The sequence below is a fragment of the Priestia sp. 179-F W1.4 NHS genome, from assembly GCF_045369295.1.
In the GTDB taxonomy this organism is placed as follows: Bacteria; Bacillota; Bacilli; order Bacillales; family Bacillaceae_H; genus Priestia; species Priestia zanthoxyli.
Map to the genome: position 1 here is coordinate 138,606 of NZ_JBIQFF010000003.1, position 14,846 is coordinate 153,451.

The following is a 14,846-nucleotide window of genomic DNA, read 5'->3' on the forward strand; positions in this document are numbered from 1 at the left end:
TAAAAAAACGTACCTATAAAGCAGATGAAGCCTATACAAGAGCATGCGCGGATTGGGTCGTTGGGATGAATGCTTCACGCGTGTATAGCATCTTATTGAAAAAGCATGGCATGTCAGATGTTTTTTCTGCAGGGCGCGTGCAGACACCAACGCTTGCTTTAATTGTAAAACGTGAAAAGGAAATTGATAATTTTAAATCAGAGCCTTTTTGGGAAGTGCTTGCTAAGTTTGATATTGAAGGAAAAAAGTATGAAGGCAAATGGCATCAAGACGGAGAGTCGCGTCTTAAAGAAAAAGAAATGGCGTATAAAATTGCTCAGTTTTGCGAAGGAAAAGACGCACAAGTTCATGAACTCGTAACGGAGCGAAAAGAGTTCCAGCCGCCTTTATTATTTAACTTATCATCACTTCAAGCAACGGCGAATAAAGCGTTTAAGTTTTCACCTAAAAAGACGCTTGATGTGCTGCAAGGGCTGTACCAGAAAGGAATTGTTTCTTATCCACGATCAGACTCAAACTACGTAACAGAAGGCGAAGCGGAAACGTTTCCTGAGATTTTAGAAAAGCTGAGTGCTTTTTCTGAATATGAACATTTATTTCCGCTTCCGTATGCTTCAATTTTAGGAAATAAACGCTACGTAAATGCAAAAAAAGTGAGCGATCACTATGCGATCATTCCAACGGAACAAGTGAAGGACCCGAGCAAACTGTCAGGAGACGAACAGAAAATTTACGACTTAGTCGTAAGACGGCTAATTGCGGCACACTACGAAAAAGCGATTTTCGACTACACAACGATTACGACACTTGTGGAAAAGCGAGCAGCTTTTATTTCAAAAGGAAAGCAGCAAATTCAAGAAGGCTGGCGCAAGGTAATTTTTCAAAATGAGAAAGACGACGATGTCATTCTTCCGAATGTTCAAGAAGGCGAAGAAGGTAAAGTTATTAAGGTAGACGTAAAAGAGGGCAAAACACAGCCTCCAAAACGCTACACCGAAGGTCAGTTGATTACACTGATGAAGACAGCGGGTAAGCATTTAGATAACGATGAGCTGGAGAAAATTCTAGCAAAGTCAGAAGGGTTAGGCACAGAAGCTACGCGCGCTGGAATCATTACAATGCTTAAAGATCGTAAATATATTGATGTGAAAAAAAACCAAGTGTTTGCGACTGATAAAGGAAAGGTATTGATTGACGCGATTGGAGATAAAATTTTAGCTTCACCAGAAATGACGGCTAAGTGGGAGCAGCGTTTAGCTGAAATTGGGCAAGGAGCAGCATCGGCCGCTACTTTTATGGAACAAACAAAGAAACTTTCAGCTAAAATTATCGAAGACGCTGTCGAAGCAGAAAGCAAGTGGAATTTCAGCGGATACGACACTGAATCCATTCAGCGAAAAGGTAAGGGAAAAGGTAAAAGTTTTTCCTCTAAATCGTTTGGTCCATGTAAGCTTTGCGACGGAAAAGTAGTCGATAAAGGTTCATTTTACGGATGCTCAAACTATGCAAAAACAAAATGTACATTTACCGTATCGAAAAAGATTTTGGGTAAAACAGTCACGCAGGCTAATTTAAAAAAACTGTTAAGCGAAGGGCAGACAGACTTGATTGAAGACTTTAAAAAAGGTGATAAGACCTTTAATGCGAAGTTAGAATGGAAAGAAAACAAAGTGCAGTTTTTATTTGAAAAGTAGAGAAATAAAAAGCGCTTGCTAAAGAGCAAGCGCTTTTTGCATGCGAAGAAACAGGAATTCTCCAGCTTTTCTAGAAGCTCTTACATAGCTTATTTATGTAAAGGATGAGATTAATGAAACGAACGAGTAAAGGGATGATTCCGTTTTGGGATTATATTGGCATTGAAGAAACGCTGCTTGAAAAAGGATATGCAGAGTTGAAAATTACGATTCAACCGCAGCTTCTGCAAGGAAGAGGAACGGTTCATGGAGGCGTTATTGCCACGCTTATCGACGCGGCTGTTGGTTCGGCTGTGCGTTCTTCTCTTTCTGAGGAGGAAAGTGCCAGTACAGTTGAGTTAAAAGTAAATTACACAAGGCCGGGTATAGGCGAATATTTAGTTGCAAAGTCTACATTGTCTCACCGCGGCAAAACGCTTGCTGTTGGAGAAGTGAAAATTGAAGACAGCAGCGGCAAGCTTGTTGCGCTTGGCAGTGCAACATATATGATTTTTTCAGCAAAAAAAGCTTAGGATTCTAAGCTTTTTCTGCTGAATTCAGCTGCTGACTAATACATGCAATAATTGTTTTATAGTAAGCTTTGGGATGGGGAGCAAATTCACTTTTATGTGCTGTACGGTGAATTGACTCTTTTTCATTTGTTATCCCTTCAATGATCAGTTCTGTTTGATTTCCAAGCCACAGTTCGCAAAAGTGAGAAAACTGAGCTTTTACAAGGCCTGATACTTCTTCTTGCTGCAACGTAAACGCACTAAGAGGGTGAGAGCTGTAGTATAAAAATACATGTGCAAATTCTTTATCAACATAGTGCGGCTGAGATACTTCGTATTTAAAGACATCTAAAGGAAGCAATTCATCAAATGAAATGTTGACGCCGAGCTCTTCGTGAATTTCTCTTACACCGTCCTCAGCGGTTTCTGTATGAAGCAAATGTCCGGCAGCTGTGATATCGAGTGCACCGGGGTAATCTTGCTTTTGCTCGCTGCGAATTTGGAAATAAATATAGTCTATATCATTTTCGCGGCTGACAAACCAGCAGTGAAACGCTTCGTGCCAATAGCCTTTTTCATGAACTTCTTTGCGAGACGCTGTTCCTATGCGCTGCTGTTGGTTGTTAAATATGGTTAACACTTCATCGTTCATCATAAGTCCCCCAATTTGTTTCCTACTTCTTTCTACTCTAACCTGCCGTGAAAGGTATGTAAATAATGGAAGATGAAAATCTGCTTTGATACATACAAATATGCACAAAATAAAAGATACATCAATTTTAGTAAAGAAGGTGCATGCGTTGAATCATTGGATGGAAGTAGTACTTCGTTCGGTGCTGATTTTACTTGGCTTGTTTTTTATTACAAAGCTGTTAGGAAAAAAACAGTTATCCAAACTTTCTTTTTTTGAATATATCGTTGGCATTACGATTGGAGATATTGCGGGAACCATTTCAATGGACGTAGATTTACAGGCAAGTCATGGGGTAGTCGCGATTTTAGTGTGGGCATCGTTTCTTATTTTTGTCTCAAACGTATCGTTAAAAAGTATTAGCTTTCGAAAAGCGGTGGAAGGGACGACGACGATCCTCATTAAAGAAGGAAAAATTCTTGAGGAAAATGTAAAAAAAGAAAAATATACCGTAGATGAGCTCATGGAACAGCTTCGGAAAAAAGACATCTTTTATGTGGAAGACGTAGCTTTTGCCATGCTCGAAACAAACGGCGAATTAAGCGTGCTGTTAAAAAAAGAAAAGCAGAACGTTACGCGTGAAGATTTAGTACTGAAAGAAGAACATACAAGATTACCTCAAACGATTATCATGGATGGAAATATAATGAAAGAAGCGGTTCATGAGCTGGGGTATAGCGTAGCGTGGGTTAAAGAACAGCTCAAAGAGAAAGGTGCTGCAGTCGACAAAGTATTTTTAGGGCAAGCAGACTCAGCGGGTCATCTCTATCTTGATTATTATGAAGACTGAGGCTAGGACAAACGTATTTTAGCCCAAGTGAAAAACGAACCACTAATCAACATGTTGAATAGTGGTTCGTTTTTTTGTGATGGTACATATCGTTTTATCTGTTTCGTTCCCTCTAGCAGTTGATTGGAGGGCAAGGTAAAGGCTCCTGCGGAAAAAGCGGATCAGGTGAGACCCCGCAGGAGCGCAAGCGACGAGGAGGCTCAGCGGCCGCCCGCAGAAAGCGAAGTCTTGCACGGAAATCAACTTCGGTGTCACAAGCAGTCCAGCTCATGTATCTCATTTGTTCGCCTTTAGGCTGAATTCATTTCGTTATGTCTCAGCCTCAGCGGGGATCTACTTCTCGTCCAGATTTTATGTCGATGACTTTAAGGCTGTCTTTTGGTGCTTTAATATCTTTACTTGCAGGCGCTGCTTTTTTATTTTCTACCCAGTCTACTAACAAATCAAAAGATTGATGAGCATATGGAAGCAGGGGCTGAAGCTCTTGATTTGGATCCGTTTGTTTATTCCACACTAAGCTATCAACGTGATTTCCGTTTTTCACAGTATAAAGGCGATGAAGATTTGCCTTGCCAGCTTTTTTAACGAGTTTTTCATAGCCTTCGGCGTGAATAGACGGGAAGATAAGTGAATCGAGAGAGCCAGTCATACTGATAAGAGGCACATCGATATCGCCCGTATTTTCTACTTTTGCTACATTTTCTTTTACGCTTTTTGGACGGGTTTGATAGCGATAGTTTTCAAAGATGTAGTCCCATGAACGGTCGCGCAGGCCTGATGAAGTAAAGTTTAAATAGTTGTGCCAGTTTGTTCTTCCTGGAGCTGTCGGATCAAAGTGGTCACGGTAAATGTTTAAAGTGACCGCCCAGTACACTTGATCATGATAACTCCACAATTTTTCTGATCCTTTCGGAAGGCCGGCTTTATACATTTGTTTAATCGCTTTTTTCTGCTCTTTTCCCGTTCCGTACAGCGCTTCCTCCGCGTTGTTGACAACAGGTGTTAGTGAACTGATTAAATTTGGCGCTTTTGAACTCCACAATACGCCTTCCCAATCGACGCCTCCATCAAATAAACGAGGCTCTTTTGTTTGTTTTGGATCATCGTGCTCAAGTGCGTATCTGACGACGTATCCGCCGTTTGAAATGCCAATTGCATACGTGGGTACTTTATGGTCGTTTCGAATCAAATCGCTTGCAGGATTTTTTCGATTAGCCGGGTTGATTAGCTTGTCTGAATAATGAGTAGTCAAGTATTGCTGAGCTGCTTTTGTCATTTGACGATAGCGCATATTCCATTCTGCCACGCTGTCGTCATCGTTAGCAAGTGCATTTTTTACTTTAGCAAAAGGATCGGTAGGGTCACTTTCTCCTTGTGTTCCTTTATCAATTGCAGCAAACGCATAGCCTTTTTTAAGAACGTAATCGCTGAATAATAAATCGGTGGACGTTTCGTTGCGCGTAGCAGGAATGCCGGCTACCACAAGTTTTCCATTCCAGTTATCAGGAACCCGGATGACGAACTGAGCGTCTTCAAAAATTCCATTTACTTGCGTTCCTTTAACCGCAGCGGGCTGATTGATTCGATACCAGCCTGATTCATTTTCAGCTTTTCCCCAGTTATAAGGAGTAAGCCCGATGTTTCCATAGAGCGTAGCCTGCTGATATTGAGCCGGGTTTTTAGTCGTCAGCCAGTTCCCGTTCGCTCCGTCAAAATAGGTTTCTGCTGACTGATCAGCATTTGGAATGACATCTGTTTTGTTAGCAGCTTCAGCAAGAGATGCTGAAGCGGAAAAACAAAGAGCAGCAGAAAAAGTAAGCGCTATCATTTTTCGTTTCACGTTTCTTCCTCCTCATGAAAATACTCATACCTTTTAAGTAAATTCCATAAAAAAGAAAAATGTCCTGTTTTAAAATTAATTTAGAAGAAAGTTTTTGCGTTTGTTTCTAAGCTGTTTTTGTCTGACAAATAGGTAAACTGCATCCAATTCTCTAGTTTCTTTTTAGGCTGCTTATATTATAATGAAACAAGGATTAAAAAAGACAGGGTAAAACAATCGATTAAATAAGTATAAAAGAAGGTAAGGGAGTAGGTCCATGAGTAGCTTTAACAGTCAGTTTTTGTATTCCATTACAATTATTCTATTAGGATACATACTAAAACGAACAAACCTCCTTCAGCAAAAAGACGGGGAAGCTTTAGCAAGAATTATTTTTAATATTACAATGCCTTGCTTGATTATTGTTACATTCAGCAGTATTAAAATTGATGGATCGCTTATTTTACTATTAGTTATTGGGATTGTCTATGGCTTGCTGTTAGCTGCAGTTGGAATTTTTGTTTTTCGAAAAGATGAGCGAAAGGTGAAAGGCATGCTGACGATGATGATTCCAGGGTTTAATATTGGAATGTTTGCTTATCCGTTAGTAGAAGGCATTTGGGGAAAAGAAGGGCTTAAATACTTTGGTATGTTTGATGTCGGAAATGCTTTTGTTATTTTTGTTTTATGCTATGTAATTGGCAGCTACTATTCAGGGGACGATATTGATATTGAATTTAAAAAGATTTTATACAAAGTATTAAAATCGATGCCGCTTCTGACCTATGTAATCATTTGTCTTCTTGCGATTATAGGCCTTCATTTACCAGCATATGTATTAGACGTCTCAGGTATTATCTCTAAAGCGAATATGCCGCTTTCTCTTTTGCTTTTAGGCGTATATTTAAATTTTTCGTTCCAAAAAAGCTACTTGAAAAAAATCATCATGTTTTTAAGCATTCGCTACGTGATCGGACTTGGCGTAGGAATTGCGCTGTTTTTCTTACTTCCATTCGAAGATATGTTCCGGTACACAATCTTGGTTTGTTTCATTCTACCCGTAGCGGGATCCGTTTTACCTTACGCAGTAGAATTCAAATACGATCAGAAATTTGTCGGAACCGTTTCAAATATGACGATTCTGCTGAGCTTTTTGCTGCTGTGGGGAATGACAAATATTTTAATGTGAATAACAAAGGACGCTCGCACTTGTGAGCGTCCTTTTTGATGAAAAAAGGATATTCACAAATAAACAGAGGTAAGCTAGGAGAAGAGAAAATCCATCATACATACAACCTGACGGGAGGAAAAAAAGTGGAGTCCTTAACTTTTGTTTTATTTGGCGCAACGGGTGATTTAGCAAAAAGAAAAATCTTTCCTGCTCTTTATAATTTATTTACAGACAAAAAGCTCCCTGATGCTATTTCTATTATTGGATCAGGATACGAGCAGCTATCTCATGAGGATTTTAAAGAACGTGTAAAGCAATCTATAAACGATTTTTCAAGACGGAAAATGGAAAGTAACGAGGAAGATTTTTTGTCGCTCTTCCATTACCAAGCAGTAGACGCAAGCAAAACAGAAGATTACAAACAGCTGCTAAAGCTTGTGAATGAGCAAGAAACAACTCATAGAAGTAAAGGAAATCGTTTGTTTTATTTGTCCGTAGCACCAGAATACTTCGATGTAATTGCGCTGCATATAAAAAAAAGCGGCTTAGACCAAACGAGCGGCTGGAAGCGTCTTATGATTGAAAAGCCGTTTGGACATGATCTTGCTTCTGCAAGAAAGCTTAATGAAAAGCTAAGCAGTACGTTTAAAGAAGAAGAAATTTATCGAATTGATCATTATTTAGGTAAACCGATGGTGCAAAATTTAGAAGCGCTTGAATTTACGAATCCCGTACTGCAATCATTGTGGAATAACAAACACATTGCGAATGTCCAAATTACGGCAAGTGAAACAGTCGGTGTTGAAAATCGTGCAGGGTATTATGATCATACGGGAGCCATACGCGACATGATTCAAAATCATATGCTGCAGGTTCTCATGATGACAGCCATGCATCTTCCAAAACGAATTTGCTCAGAAAACATTTTAGAAGAAAAGCAAAAAGTAATGGAGTCACTGAGGAAAATTCCAGCACAAGAAGTAGCTCGCGATGTTGTACGAGGACAATACGGAAGCGGAGAAATTGATCACAAATCTGTTAAAGGATACAAAGAAGAGCCCGGCGTAGAAGCAAACTCTAAAAATGACACGTTTGTAGCCGCTCGCTTATGGATTGATAATCCATTTTGGAAAGGTGTTCCTTTTTATATTCGAACGGGTAAACGAATGAAAGAAAAATCAACTCGTATCGTCATTGAATTTAAAGATTCGTTAAAAGGTCTGTATGAAACTCCTTATGATAAAGTAGCGCCAAACTTATTTATTATTGAAATTAGCCCAAGCGAAAACGTCGCTTTGCAGCTTAATAGCAAAAATCCATTAAAAAATGGTGTGATTGAGCCGGTTCGTATTACGTTTTCAAGAGAAGAAGAAAGTGTGCCGGAGGCATATGAACGAATTATTTACGACGCATTAATCGGCGACTCCACATTTTTTGCCCATTGGAAAGAAGTAGAGCTATCTTGGCAGTGGGTACAGCCAGTATTAGATGCATTTGAAGCTGATATGCTGCCGCTTTATGAATATCCATCTGGTTCACAAGGCCCTGAAGAAGCACAAAAATTAGTTGCACAGGAAGGCTTTAAATGGTGGCTCGATGACGATGAACATGGGGAAGCACCTGGAGTGTTTTTGCCGATTTGAAAAAGACATCTCTTTGAGGGATGTCTTTTTTACAGTTTGTATATTCTGAATTTTCTTGAGATGATTATTTTCCCTGCGTATAATCAAAAGAGTATAATGCATGAAGTATTGTGTATAGATCTATATAAAAAGACGCAGGGGGACTTTTGATGAAAACGTTAAAAATAGCGAATATACCAGGAGATGGAGTAGGGAAAGAAGTTGTTCCAGAGGCAGTTAGAGTTCTTCATACGATTGCAGAGCTTCACGGGGGATTAAAATTTGAATTTACAGAATTTCCTTGGAGCTGTGATTATTATTTGAAGTACGGACAAATGATGCCGGAAGATGGGCTACAGCAGCTTCAAGACTTTGACGGAATTTTTTTAGGAGCCGTAGGAAATTTAAATCTTGTGCCAGACCACGTGTCGTTATGGGGTCTGCTTATTAAGATTCGTCGAGAATTTCAGCAGGTAATTAATATTCGTCCGGCCAAGAGGCTAAAAGGCATCGCATCTCCACTAACGAACCCAAAAGACTTTGATTTAATTGTTGTTCGTGAAAATAGTGAAGGGGAATACAGTGAAGTAGGAGGCCGGATATATCAAGGAGAAGATCAAATTTCGATTCAAAATGCGGTTTTTTCTCGAAAAGGAACAGAACGAGCGATGCGCTATGCTTTTGAATTAGCTTCTAAAAGAAAAGCCAAAGTTACAAGCGCCACGAAGTCAAACGGAATTGTTCATTCCATGCCGTTTTGGGACGAAGTGTTTCAAGATGTTGCAAAGAGTTATCCTCATATTGAAACAGATTCCCAGCACATCGATGCGCTGGCGGCTTTCTTCGTAACAAATCCAAGTCGTTTTGATGTCATTGTGGCAAGCAATTTATTTGGAGATATTTTAACAGATATCGGAGCTGCTATTATGGGGAGTATTGGCGTTGCTCCTGCTGCGAATATTAATGTGAACGGAAAATATCCTTCGATGTTTGAACCGGTGCACGGGTCTGCACCTGATATTGTCGGAAAAGGAATTGCAAATCCAATCGGACAGATTTGGACGGCTAAAATGATGTTGGATCATTTCGGTGAACAAGAATTAGGCAGTCATTTGTTAGAGGTTATTGAGCAAGTGACGGAATCGGGTATCATTACACCAGATGTTGGAGGTAGTGCAACTACTGGTGAAGTAACGGATCAAATTATTTCTCATTTAAAAAAGTGACGCTTCTAAAAGAGGCTGGGATAAAAGTAATGTAGTTGAAGGGAAATCCGAACGATTAATCGTTCGGATTTTTTCATTGTGATGGTGAATGTAGGTTTCATTTATCGATTTGTTTCTATAGAAAAATGAAATCGATAAATACATGTTGACACTTACATATATGAACCCTATAATAGTTTGAGTTGAGATAATTCGTATACATATTATTTATGGACTATGCTTTAGTTTGTTTTAATAAATAGGTACGAATGAAAAGATAAAAGGAGGAAAATCATGCAGAAATCGAAATTATGGACAAAAGATTTTTTAGCGGTTTCACTGACTAGCTTTTTTGTTTTTGTCATTTTTTATATGTTAACTGTCACATTGCCGCTGTTTGCAACGGATGAACTTCATGCAAGTAAGCAAAGCTTAGGGTTAATTGTGACAATTTTTTTAGTCTCCGGCATTGTGTTCAGACCGCTAGCCGGTAAGTGGATGACAACATTAGGACAAAAGAAAGTCCTATTAATAGGTGTCTTCATCTTTTTAATTGGTTCTATTTTATATATGAATATCCACTCATTATCAGCGCTGCTGCTGCTGCGTGTGCTTCATGGTATTGGTTTTGGAATGAGCACAACTGCTACAGGAGCAATTGTTGCAAATGTAATCCCTGAACAGAGAAAAGGAGAAGGGATGGGATACTATGCGACGTTCATGAATTTAGCGATGGTAGTGGGTCCGTTTGTAGGCTTAACGTTAACAAATACTTTGGGTCATACAGTGGTCTTTACCGTTGCGATTGTATCTTCTGTTTTAGCAGCATTATGCAGTTTAGTACTTCGTGTACCTGAGGTGGAGCCAGCTTCTTCTGCAACAAATAAAATACAGCCAGCTAAAGGTCTTGCGGCGTTTTTTGAATACCGTTCGCTGCCTATTTCTGTTGCTGGCCTTGTGGTAGCTTTTTCATATGCAAGTGTTATTTCGTTTGTGTCTATGTATGCAAAAGAAATGGGCTTTACGCAAGCTTCAAGCTTTTTCTTTGTTGTATACGCGGTGTGCTTATTAGCTTCTAGACCTTTTACTGGAAAATGGTTTGATCAATACGGAGAAAACAGCGTGGTATATCCGTCCATTTTATCTCTAGCTATCGGTATCTTTTTGCTTAGCCAAGCGACAACAAGCTGGGTGTTTTTATTAGCTGGAGCATTGATTGGATTAGGATTTGGAACGATTACATCAAGTTTTCAATCCATTGCTGTAAAAAAAGCTTCTCCTCATCGCCGAGGTGTCGCCACGGCTACGTTTTTTGTGTTTTTTGACTCTGGAATGGGGTTAGGGTCCTTTTTATTAGGTATTTTATCTACAGCAGCCGGATATAAAGGAATGTATGTATTCTGTTCCATTGTTGCTCTTTTAGCTATAGCAGTATACCTTGTATTGCACGGCCGAAAAAGCCAGAAACAGCGTATTATTTCTCAAAATGAATCATTAGGAAAATAATATAAATAAAAAAAGGCGTGCTCAAGGGGAGCATGCCTTTTTTATTTATGGAGCTCTAAAGAAAACGACTGTGAGCACATCGATATTGAAGCCTTCCTGATTTCTTTAGAGATTTCTTTTATTCCACTTCTTCTTTTGTAATCCACTCACTGGACCATGTCTGAATTTCCTGAATTACCGGCGCCAGTGCTAATCCTTTGTCGGATAGCGAATACTCGATTCGAACAGGAGTTTCCGGAATAACCGTACGAATGACGATTCCTTCATGCTCTAATTCTTTTAAGCGCTCGGATAAGAGCCTTCCGCTTACTGGAAGTGCTTCTTGCATTTGAGAAAACCGCTGTGAGCCGGAAAGTAGCTGAAAAATGATCAAACTCGTCCAACGTTTCGTTAGTATAGTAACAGCCTTTTCAAAACGCGGGCAGAGTGCTAAACCGTCCATGTTATTACCTCCATTCTCTTCCTATATTATAAAACAAAGTCAGCATTTTATCTAGTGTTGTGTAATTTAATTACTTAAAGAACATAAATTACTTTACGTTTTTATGTTTTAATTATATAATTTATATAATTAAATAAGTTAATTACTAAAAGTAACAAAGAGAACATAAAAGCTTTACAAGATAAATGTATCGTCATATAATACTTTAAGCAAGTAAAGTTACTTACTTTTAGTAATCTAATACATCAATTAAAAAAGATAAATGTAGTGAAGTGCTAGAAAAAATATTTGTTCATGTGAGAGATTGAGCAAAATGTGAAAAGAGTAGATAAGTGAAAGACACATAAGAGGAGGAAATGACTGTGATTAACGAAAAAGTTGTTTCAATTTTAAAAGATAAAATTAATGTAGTAAAAAATGATGATCATTTTATTTATATAGTAGGACCTATCACGCTTCCGGTGAATCTAGATGGAGAGACACAAGTATTTAGTTGGTATTCATGGTTGCGTTCTGATAATGTAAAAGAAGGATCTTTAAGTACGGAAGAGCTTATTGAAAAAATGCAAGGAGCTAATTTAGCTGACATGCAGCAATCGAGTGTTCTTGTGTACGGAGATTTTCAAGAATCGCATGAGGCACTCATTCGTATGCACAGTATCTGCCATACGGGAGACATATTCGGAAGCAAACGCTGCGACTGTGGTTTTCAATTAAAACAATCGATGAAAATGATTGTCGAAAATGGAAGCGGAGCGCTATTTTATTTAGCAAATCATGAAGGACGCGGCATTGGCCTATTCAGCAAAGCAATGGCATACGTTCTTCAAGAAAACGGATTTGATACGGTAGAGGCGAATGAAGGGTTAGGATTTGAAGATGATACTCGCAGCTATAGCGAGGCCATCAGTGTGTTAAAAGTGCTGCGTCAAAAACCTGTTACGCTGATTACGAATAATCCGAAAAAGCTAATCGCACTTGAGAAAAACGGTGCACTTTTATCAGGGCGCGTTCCACTTTGGGGAGATGTATCTCAGTTTAATGAAAAGTATCTAGACACCAAAGTTAAACGTTCAGGACACTTAAAAGAGGAGGTTCTTCTTTGATCAATCACGAATTTTATATGAATATAGCTTTACAAAACGCAAAAGCAACAAAAGGACAAACAGATCCAAATCCGCTTGTAGGATCTGTCATTGTAAACGATAATCGAATCGTTGGAATCGGTACGCATTTAAAAGCGGGAGAGCCTCACGCTGAAATTCATGCGCTGCGAATGGCTGGCGAACAAGCACAAGGAGCGACTGCTTATGTAACGCTAGAGCCTTGTTCACACCACGGACGTACAGGTCCTTGTGCTGAAGCGCTGGTTGAAGCCGGTATAAAAAAAGTGGTCATAGCAACTTTAGACCCCAACCCTTTAGTAGCAGGTAATGGAGTTGAAATTTTAGAAAAAGCAGGCATTGAGGTCATAACAGGTGTATGTGAAGAAGAGTCACGTCAAATGAACGAAGTCTTTAATAAGTATATTGTAACGAAGAAGCCGTTTGTTTCGTTAAAGTCAGCGATTACGTTAGACGGTAAAATAGCTACTGCTTTTTCTCACAGCAAGTGGATTACGTCTGAGGCAGCTCGTTTGGATGTACATCAGCTTCGTCATGAAACGGCGGGTATCTTAGTAGGGGTGAACACGGTCATTAAGGACAACCCCGAGCTGACAACTCGCATCGAAGGCGGCCGAAGCCCGATTCGTATTGTGATGGATTCGAAGTTGCGTATGCCCCTTGATTCCAAGCTAGCAACGGATTCTTTAGCCCCAACATGGGTATTTACAAGTCAGGGCTATTCAAAAGAAAAAAAAGAACAGCTTGAGAAACAAGGCGTCGAAGTATTTGTCACAAGCGGTGAGGACAAAGTAAATCTTGAAGATATGCTTTCTATACTAGGTGAGAAATTTGTGTCGTCTCTTTTAATTGAAGGAGGCGGCGAAGTGAATGCCGCATTTCTAGAAAATCGTTTAATTGATAAATTGGTGCTGTATATGGCTCCAAAGCTTTCAGGAGGAAAAGAAGCTCCTACTTTTCTAGAAGGAAAAGGCGTAGAAAAGATGTGGGATGCAGTGAACGTGGAGCGTCTTTCTGTTATTTCAATCGGTAAAGACTTTAAATTTGTTGGATATCCTGTTTATAAATGAAAATGTAAATGAGGCTGGAACAAAAATATGTTAGTTGAAGGAAAATCCGAACGATTTATCGTTCGGATTTTTTAGAGAAGAAAAATAATACACTATTTTACTCTTATAGATTAATTTGCTATTATAGGGAATGGTCAATTTCGGAACAGTGTATAAATTTTTAACGTGTTTACAGTTGACTATCTAAATAAAAGCACTATATGTTTATAGAGAGAATATATTATGTGAAAGTAAGGGTGAGAAAAGAGATGAGAGAGTATAGAATTGGGAGTGTTATGAGAGATCTTCGCAAAATGGCAGGGTTGACACAACAAGAATTATCAAGAGACATTTGTACACAAGCGCAGATCAGCAAAATTGAAAACGGTGAAGAATATCCATCAAGCATTACCCTCTATAAAATTTCTAAGCGCCTTGGCGTAGATGTTAACTACTTTTTTGATAGTGTAGAATCACCTCGGCTTGATTACGTAGATGCGGTTCAATCGTTAATTCGTCAATATATTCGTCAGAGAGATTATGATGCTATTCATAATATCATTGTAAAAGAAAAAGAAAGTCCCCTGTTTCAAAACCCGCTGAACAAGCAGTTTTTAATGTGGCACGAGGGTATTTGCGTGTATTACATTCATCACAACAAAGAAGATGCGCTGTCTAAAATGTACCAAGCGATCGAGCTTACTAAGCAATCAGCAACGTTTTATAAAGAAAGAGAAATTGAAATTTTAAATAGCATTGGGATTATTCTTTATGAAGAGAAAGAGTATGAACAGGCTCTAGATACATATCAAACAGCACTCAAAAGCTTAAATGAGCTGCCCCAAACAAAAGACGAAAATATAAAAATTAGAATTTTAAATGCACTTGCCAAAACGCTTGGAGATATGAGTAACTATGATGAATCATTGATATATAGCAACCGAGGAATCGATTTGTGCATTAGTAATGAATCAATGTATTTATTTGGAGAACTTCATTACCAAGCAGGAGAGAGCTTAATCAAATTAGGAAAAATTGAACAAGGTAAAGAATATATGGAAAAGTCTATGACCATTTTCACCTTGCAGCGAAACGAGCGATTCGTCAAGCTAGTAGAAAAAGAACTTGAAGCTCTATTTGTTTAAAATATTCCTATCATTATAATTTTTGAGAAATTTCTATCAAAATGGAGGAAATCCATGGTTTTAAGGTGATAAATGCTGATAGAAAGGAATTCATCTA

General features: G+C 38.8%; 13 protein-coding genes and 1 pseudogene. 11 read left to right on the plus strand and 3 right to left on the minus strand.

Annotation, left to right across the window (positions count from 1 at the left end):
• Positions 1–26: 26 nt before the first annotated feature.
• Both ACH0CI_RS15870 and ACH0CI_RS15875 read left to right on the plus strand, forming a co-directional pair.
• Positions 27–1,694, plus strand: a pseudogene (locus ACH0CI_RS15870) (type IA DNA topoisomerase); the annotation flags it as partial.
• Between the two features lie 113 nt (positions 1,695–1,807).
• Positions 1,808–2,206, plus strand: coding sequence for a PaaI family thioesterase (locus tag ACH0CI_RS15875; RefSeq protein WP_098626762.1), 399 nt, complete (start codon positions 1,808–1,810; stop codon positions 2,204–2,206).
• A 4-nt stretch (positions 2,207–2,210) separates the two neighbouring features.
• Here the strand turns inward: ACH0CI_RS15875 and ACH0CI_RS15880 are convergent, their stop codons facing one another.
• Complete coding sequence (locus ACH0CI_RS15880; RefSeq protein WP_406901870.1) at positions 2,211–2,840, minus strand: NUDIX hydrolase; 630 nt, start codon at positions 2,838–2,840, stop codon at positions 2,211–2,213.
• A gap of 136 nt (positions 2,841–2,976) precedes the next feature.
• On the opposite strand from ACH0CI_RS15880, the gene ACH0CI_RS15885 reads away from it, so the two are divergent.
• Positions 2,977–3,666 carry a DUF421 domain-containing protein gene (locus tag ACH0CI_RS15885; RefSeq protein WP_228123063.1) on the plus strand — a complete coding sequence of 230 codons (690 nt, stop codon included), beginning with the start codon at positions 2,977–2,979 and terminating at the stop codon, positions 3,664–3,666.
• A gap of 119 nt (positions 3,667–3,785) precedes the next feature.
• Positions 3,786–3,965: a hypothetical protein gene (locus ACH0CI_RS15890; RefSeq protein WP_081732878.1), complete on the plus strand. Its 180-nt coding sequence runs from the start codon at positions 3,786–3,788 to the stop codon at positions 3,963–3,965.
• A gap of 23 nt (positions 3,966–3,988) precedes the next feature.
• Here the strand turns inward: ACH0CI_RS15890 and ACH0CI_RS15895 are convergent, their stop codons facing one another.
• Positions 3,989–5,506 carry an alpha/beta hydrolase gene (locus tag ACH0CI_RS15895; RefSeq protein WP_406901872.1) on the minus strand — a complete coding sequence of 506 codons (1,518 nt, stop codon included), beginning with the start codon at positions 5,504–5,506 and terminating at the stop codon, positions 3,989–3,991.
• A gap of 256 nt (positions 5,507–5,762) precedes the next feature.
• Here ACH0CI_RS15895 and ACH0CI_RS15900 point away from each other — a divergent pair, with 256 nt between their 5' ends.
• From ACH0CI_RS15900 to ACH0CI_RS15915, 4 genes are all read left to right on the plus strand, one after another.
• Entirely contained in the window at positions 5,763–6,674 is a 912-nt protein-coding gene (locus ACH0CI_RS15900) for an AEC family transporter (protein ID WP_028413669.1), read from the plus strand.
• A gap of 125 nt (positions 6,675–6,799) precedes the next feature.
• On the plus strand, positions 6,800–8,299 hold the full coding sequence (gene zwf / locus ACH0CI_RS15905) for a glucose-6-phosphate dehydrogenase (protein ID WP_335708022.1): 1,500 nt from the start codon (positions 6,800–6,802) through the stop codon (positions 8,297–8,299).
• 149 nt (positions 8,300–8,448) lie between these two features.
• Positions 8,449–9,504: a tartrate dehydrogenase gene (locus ACH0CI_RS15910; RefSeq protein ID WP_028413668.1), complete on the plus strand. Its 1,056-nt coding sequence runs from the start codon at positions 8,449–8,451 to the stop codon at positions 9,502–9,504.
• A gap of 273 nt (positions 9,505–9,777) precedes the next feature.
• Positions 9,778–10,989 carry an MFS transporter gene (locus ACH0CI_RS15915; RefSeq protein ID WP_098626766.1) on the plus strand — a complete coding sequence of 404 codons (1,212 nt, stop codon included), beginning with the start codon at positions 9,778–9,780 and terminating at the stop codon, positions 10,987–10,989.
• Positions 10,990–11,107: 118 nt separating this feature from the next.
• Here ACH0CI_RS15915 and ACH0CI_RS15920 read toward each other — a convergent pair whose 3' ends face one another.
• The gene (locus ACH0CI_RS15920; protein WP_014460492.1) at positions 11,108–11,431 is read right to left on the minus strand and encodes a winged helix-turn-helix transcriptional regulator; all 324 of its coding nucleotides are present in this window, start codon (positions 11,429–11,431) and stop codon (positions 11,108–11,110) included.
• Between the two features lie 356 nt (positions 11,432–11,787).
• Between ACH0CI_RS15920 and ACH0CI_RS15925 the strand changes: the two genes are divergently transcribed.
• From ACH0CI_RS15925 to ACH0CI_RS15935, 3 genes are all read left to right on the plus strand, one after another.
• The gene (locus ACH0CI_RS15925; RefSeq protein ID WP_028413666.1) at positions 11,788–12,537 is read left to right on the plus strand and encodes a GTP cyclohydrolase II; all 750 of its coding nucleotides are present in this window, start codon (positions 11,788–11,790) and stop codon (positions 12,535–12,537) included.
• On the plus strand, positions 12,534–13,625 hold the full coding sequence (gene ribD / locus ACH0CI_RS15930; RefSeq protein ID WP_406901876.1) for a bifunctional diaminohydroxyphosphoribosylaminopyrimidine deaminase/5-amino-6-(5-phosphoribosylamino)uracil reductase RibD: 1,092 nt from the start codon (positions 12,534–12,536) through the stop codon (positions 13,623–13,625). Before ACH0CI_RS15925 ends, ribD begins: the two co-directional genes overlap by 4 nt.
• A 248-nt stretch (positions 13,626–13,873) precedes the next feature.
• Positions 13,874–14,749 (plus strand): helix-turn-helix domain-containing protein, encoded by an 876-nt coding sequence (locus tag ACH0CI_RS15935; protein WP_014460489.1) that lies wholly within the window; start codon positions 13,874–13,876, stop codon positions 14,747–14,749.
• Positions 14,750–14,846 lie beyond the last annotated feature (97 nt).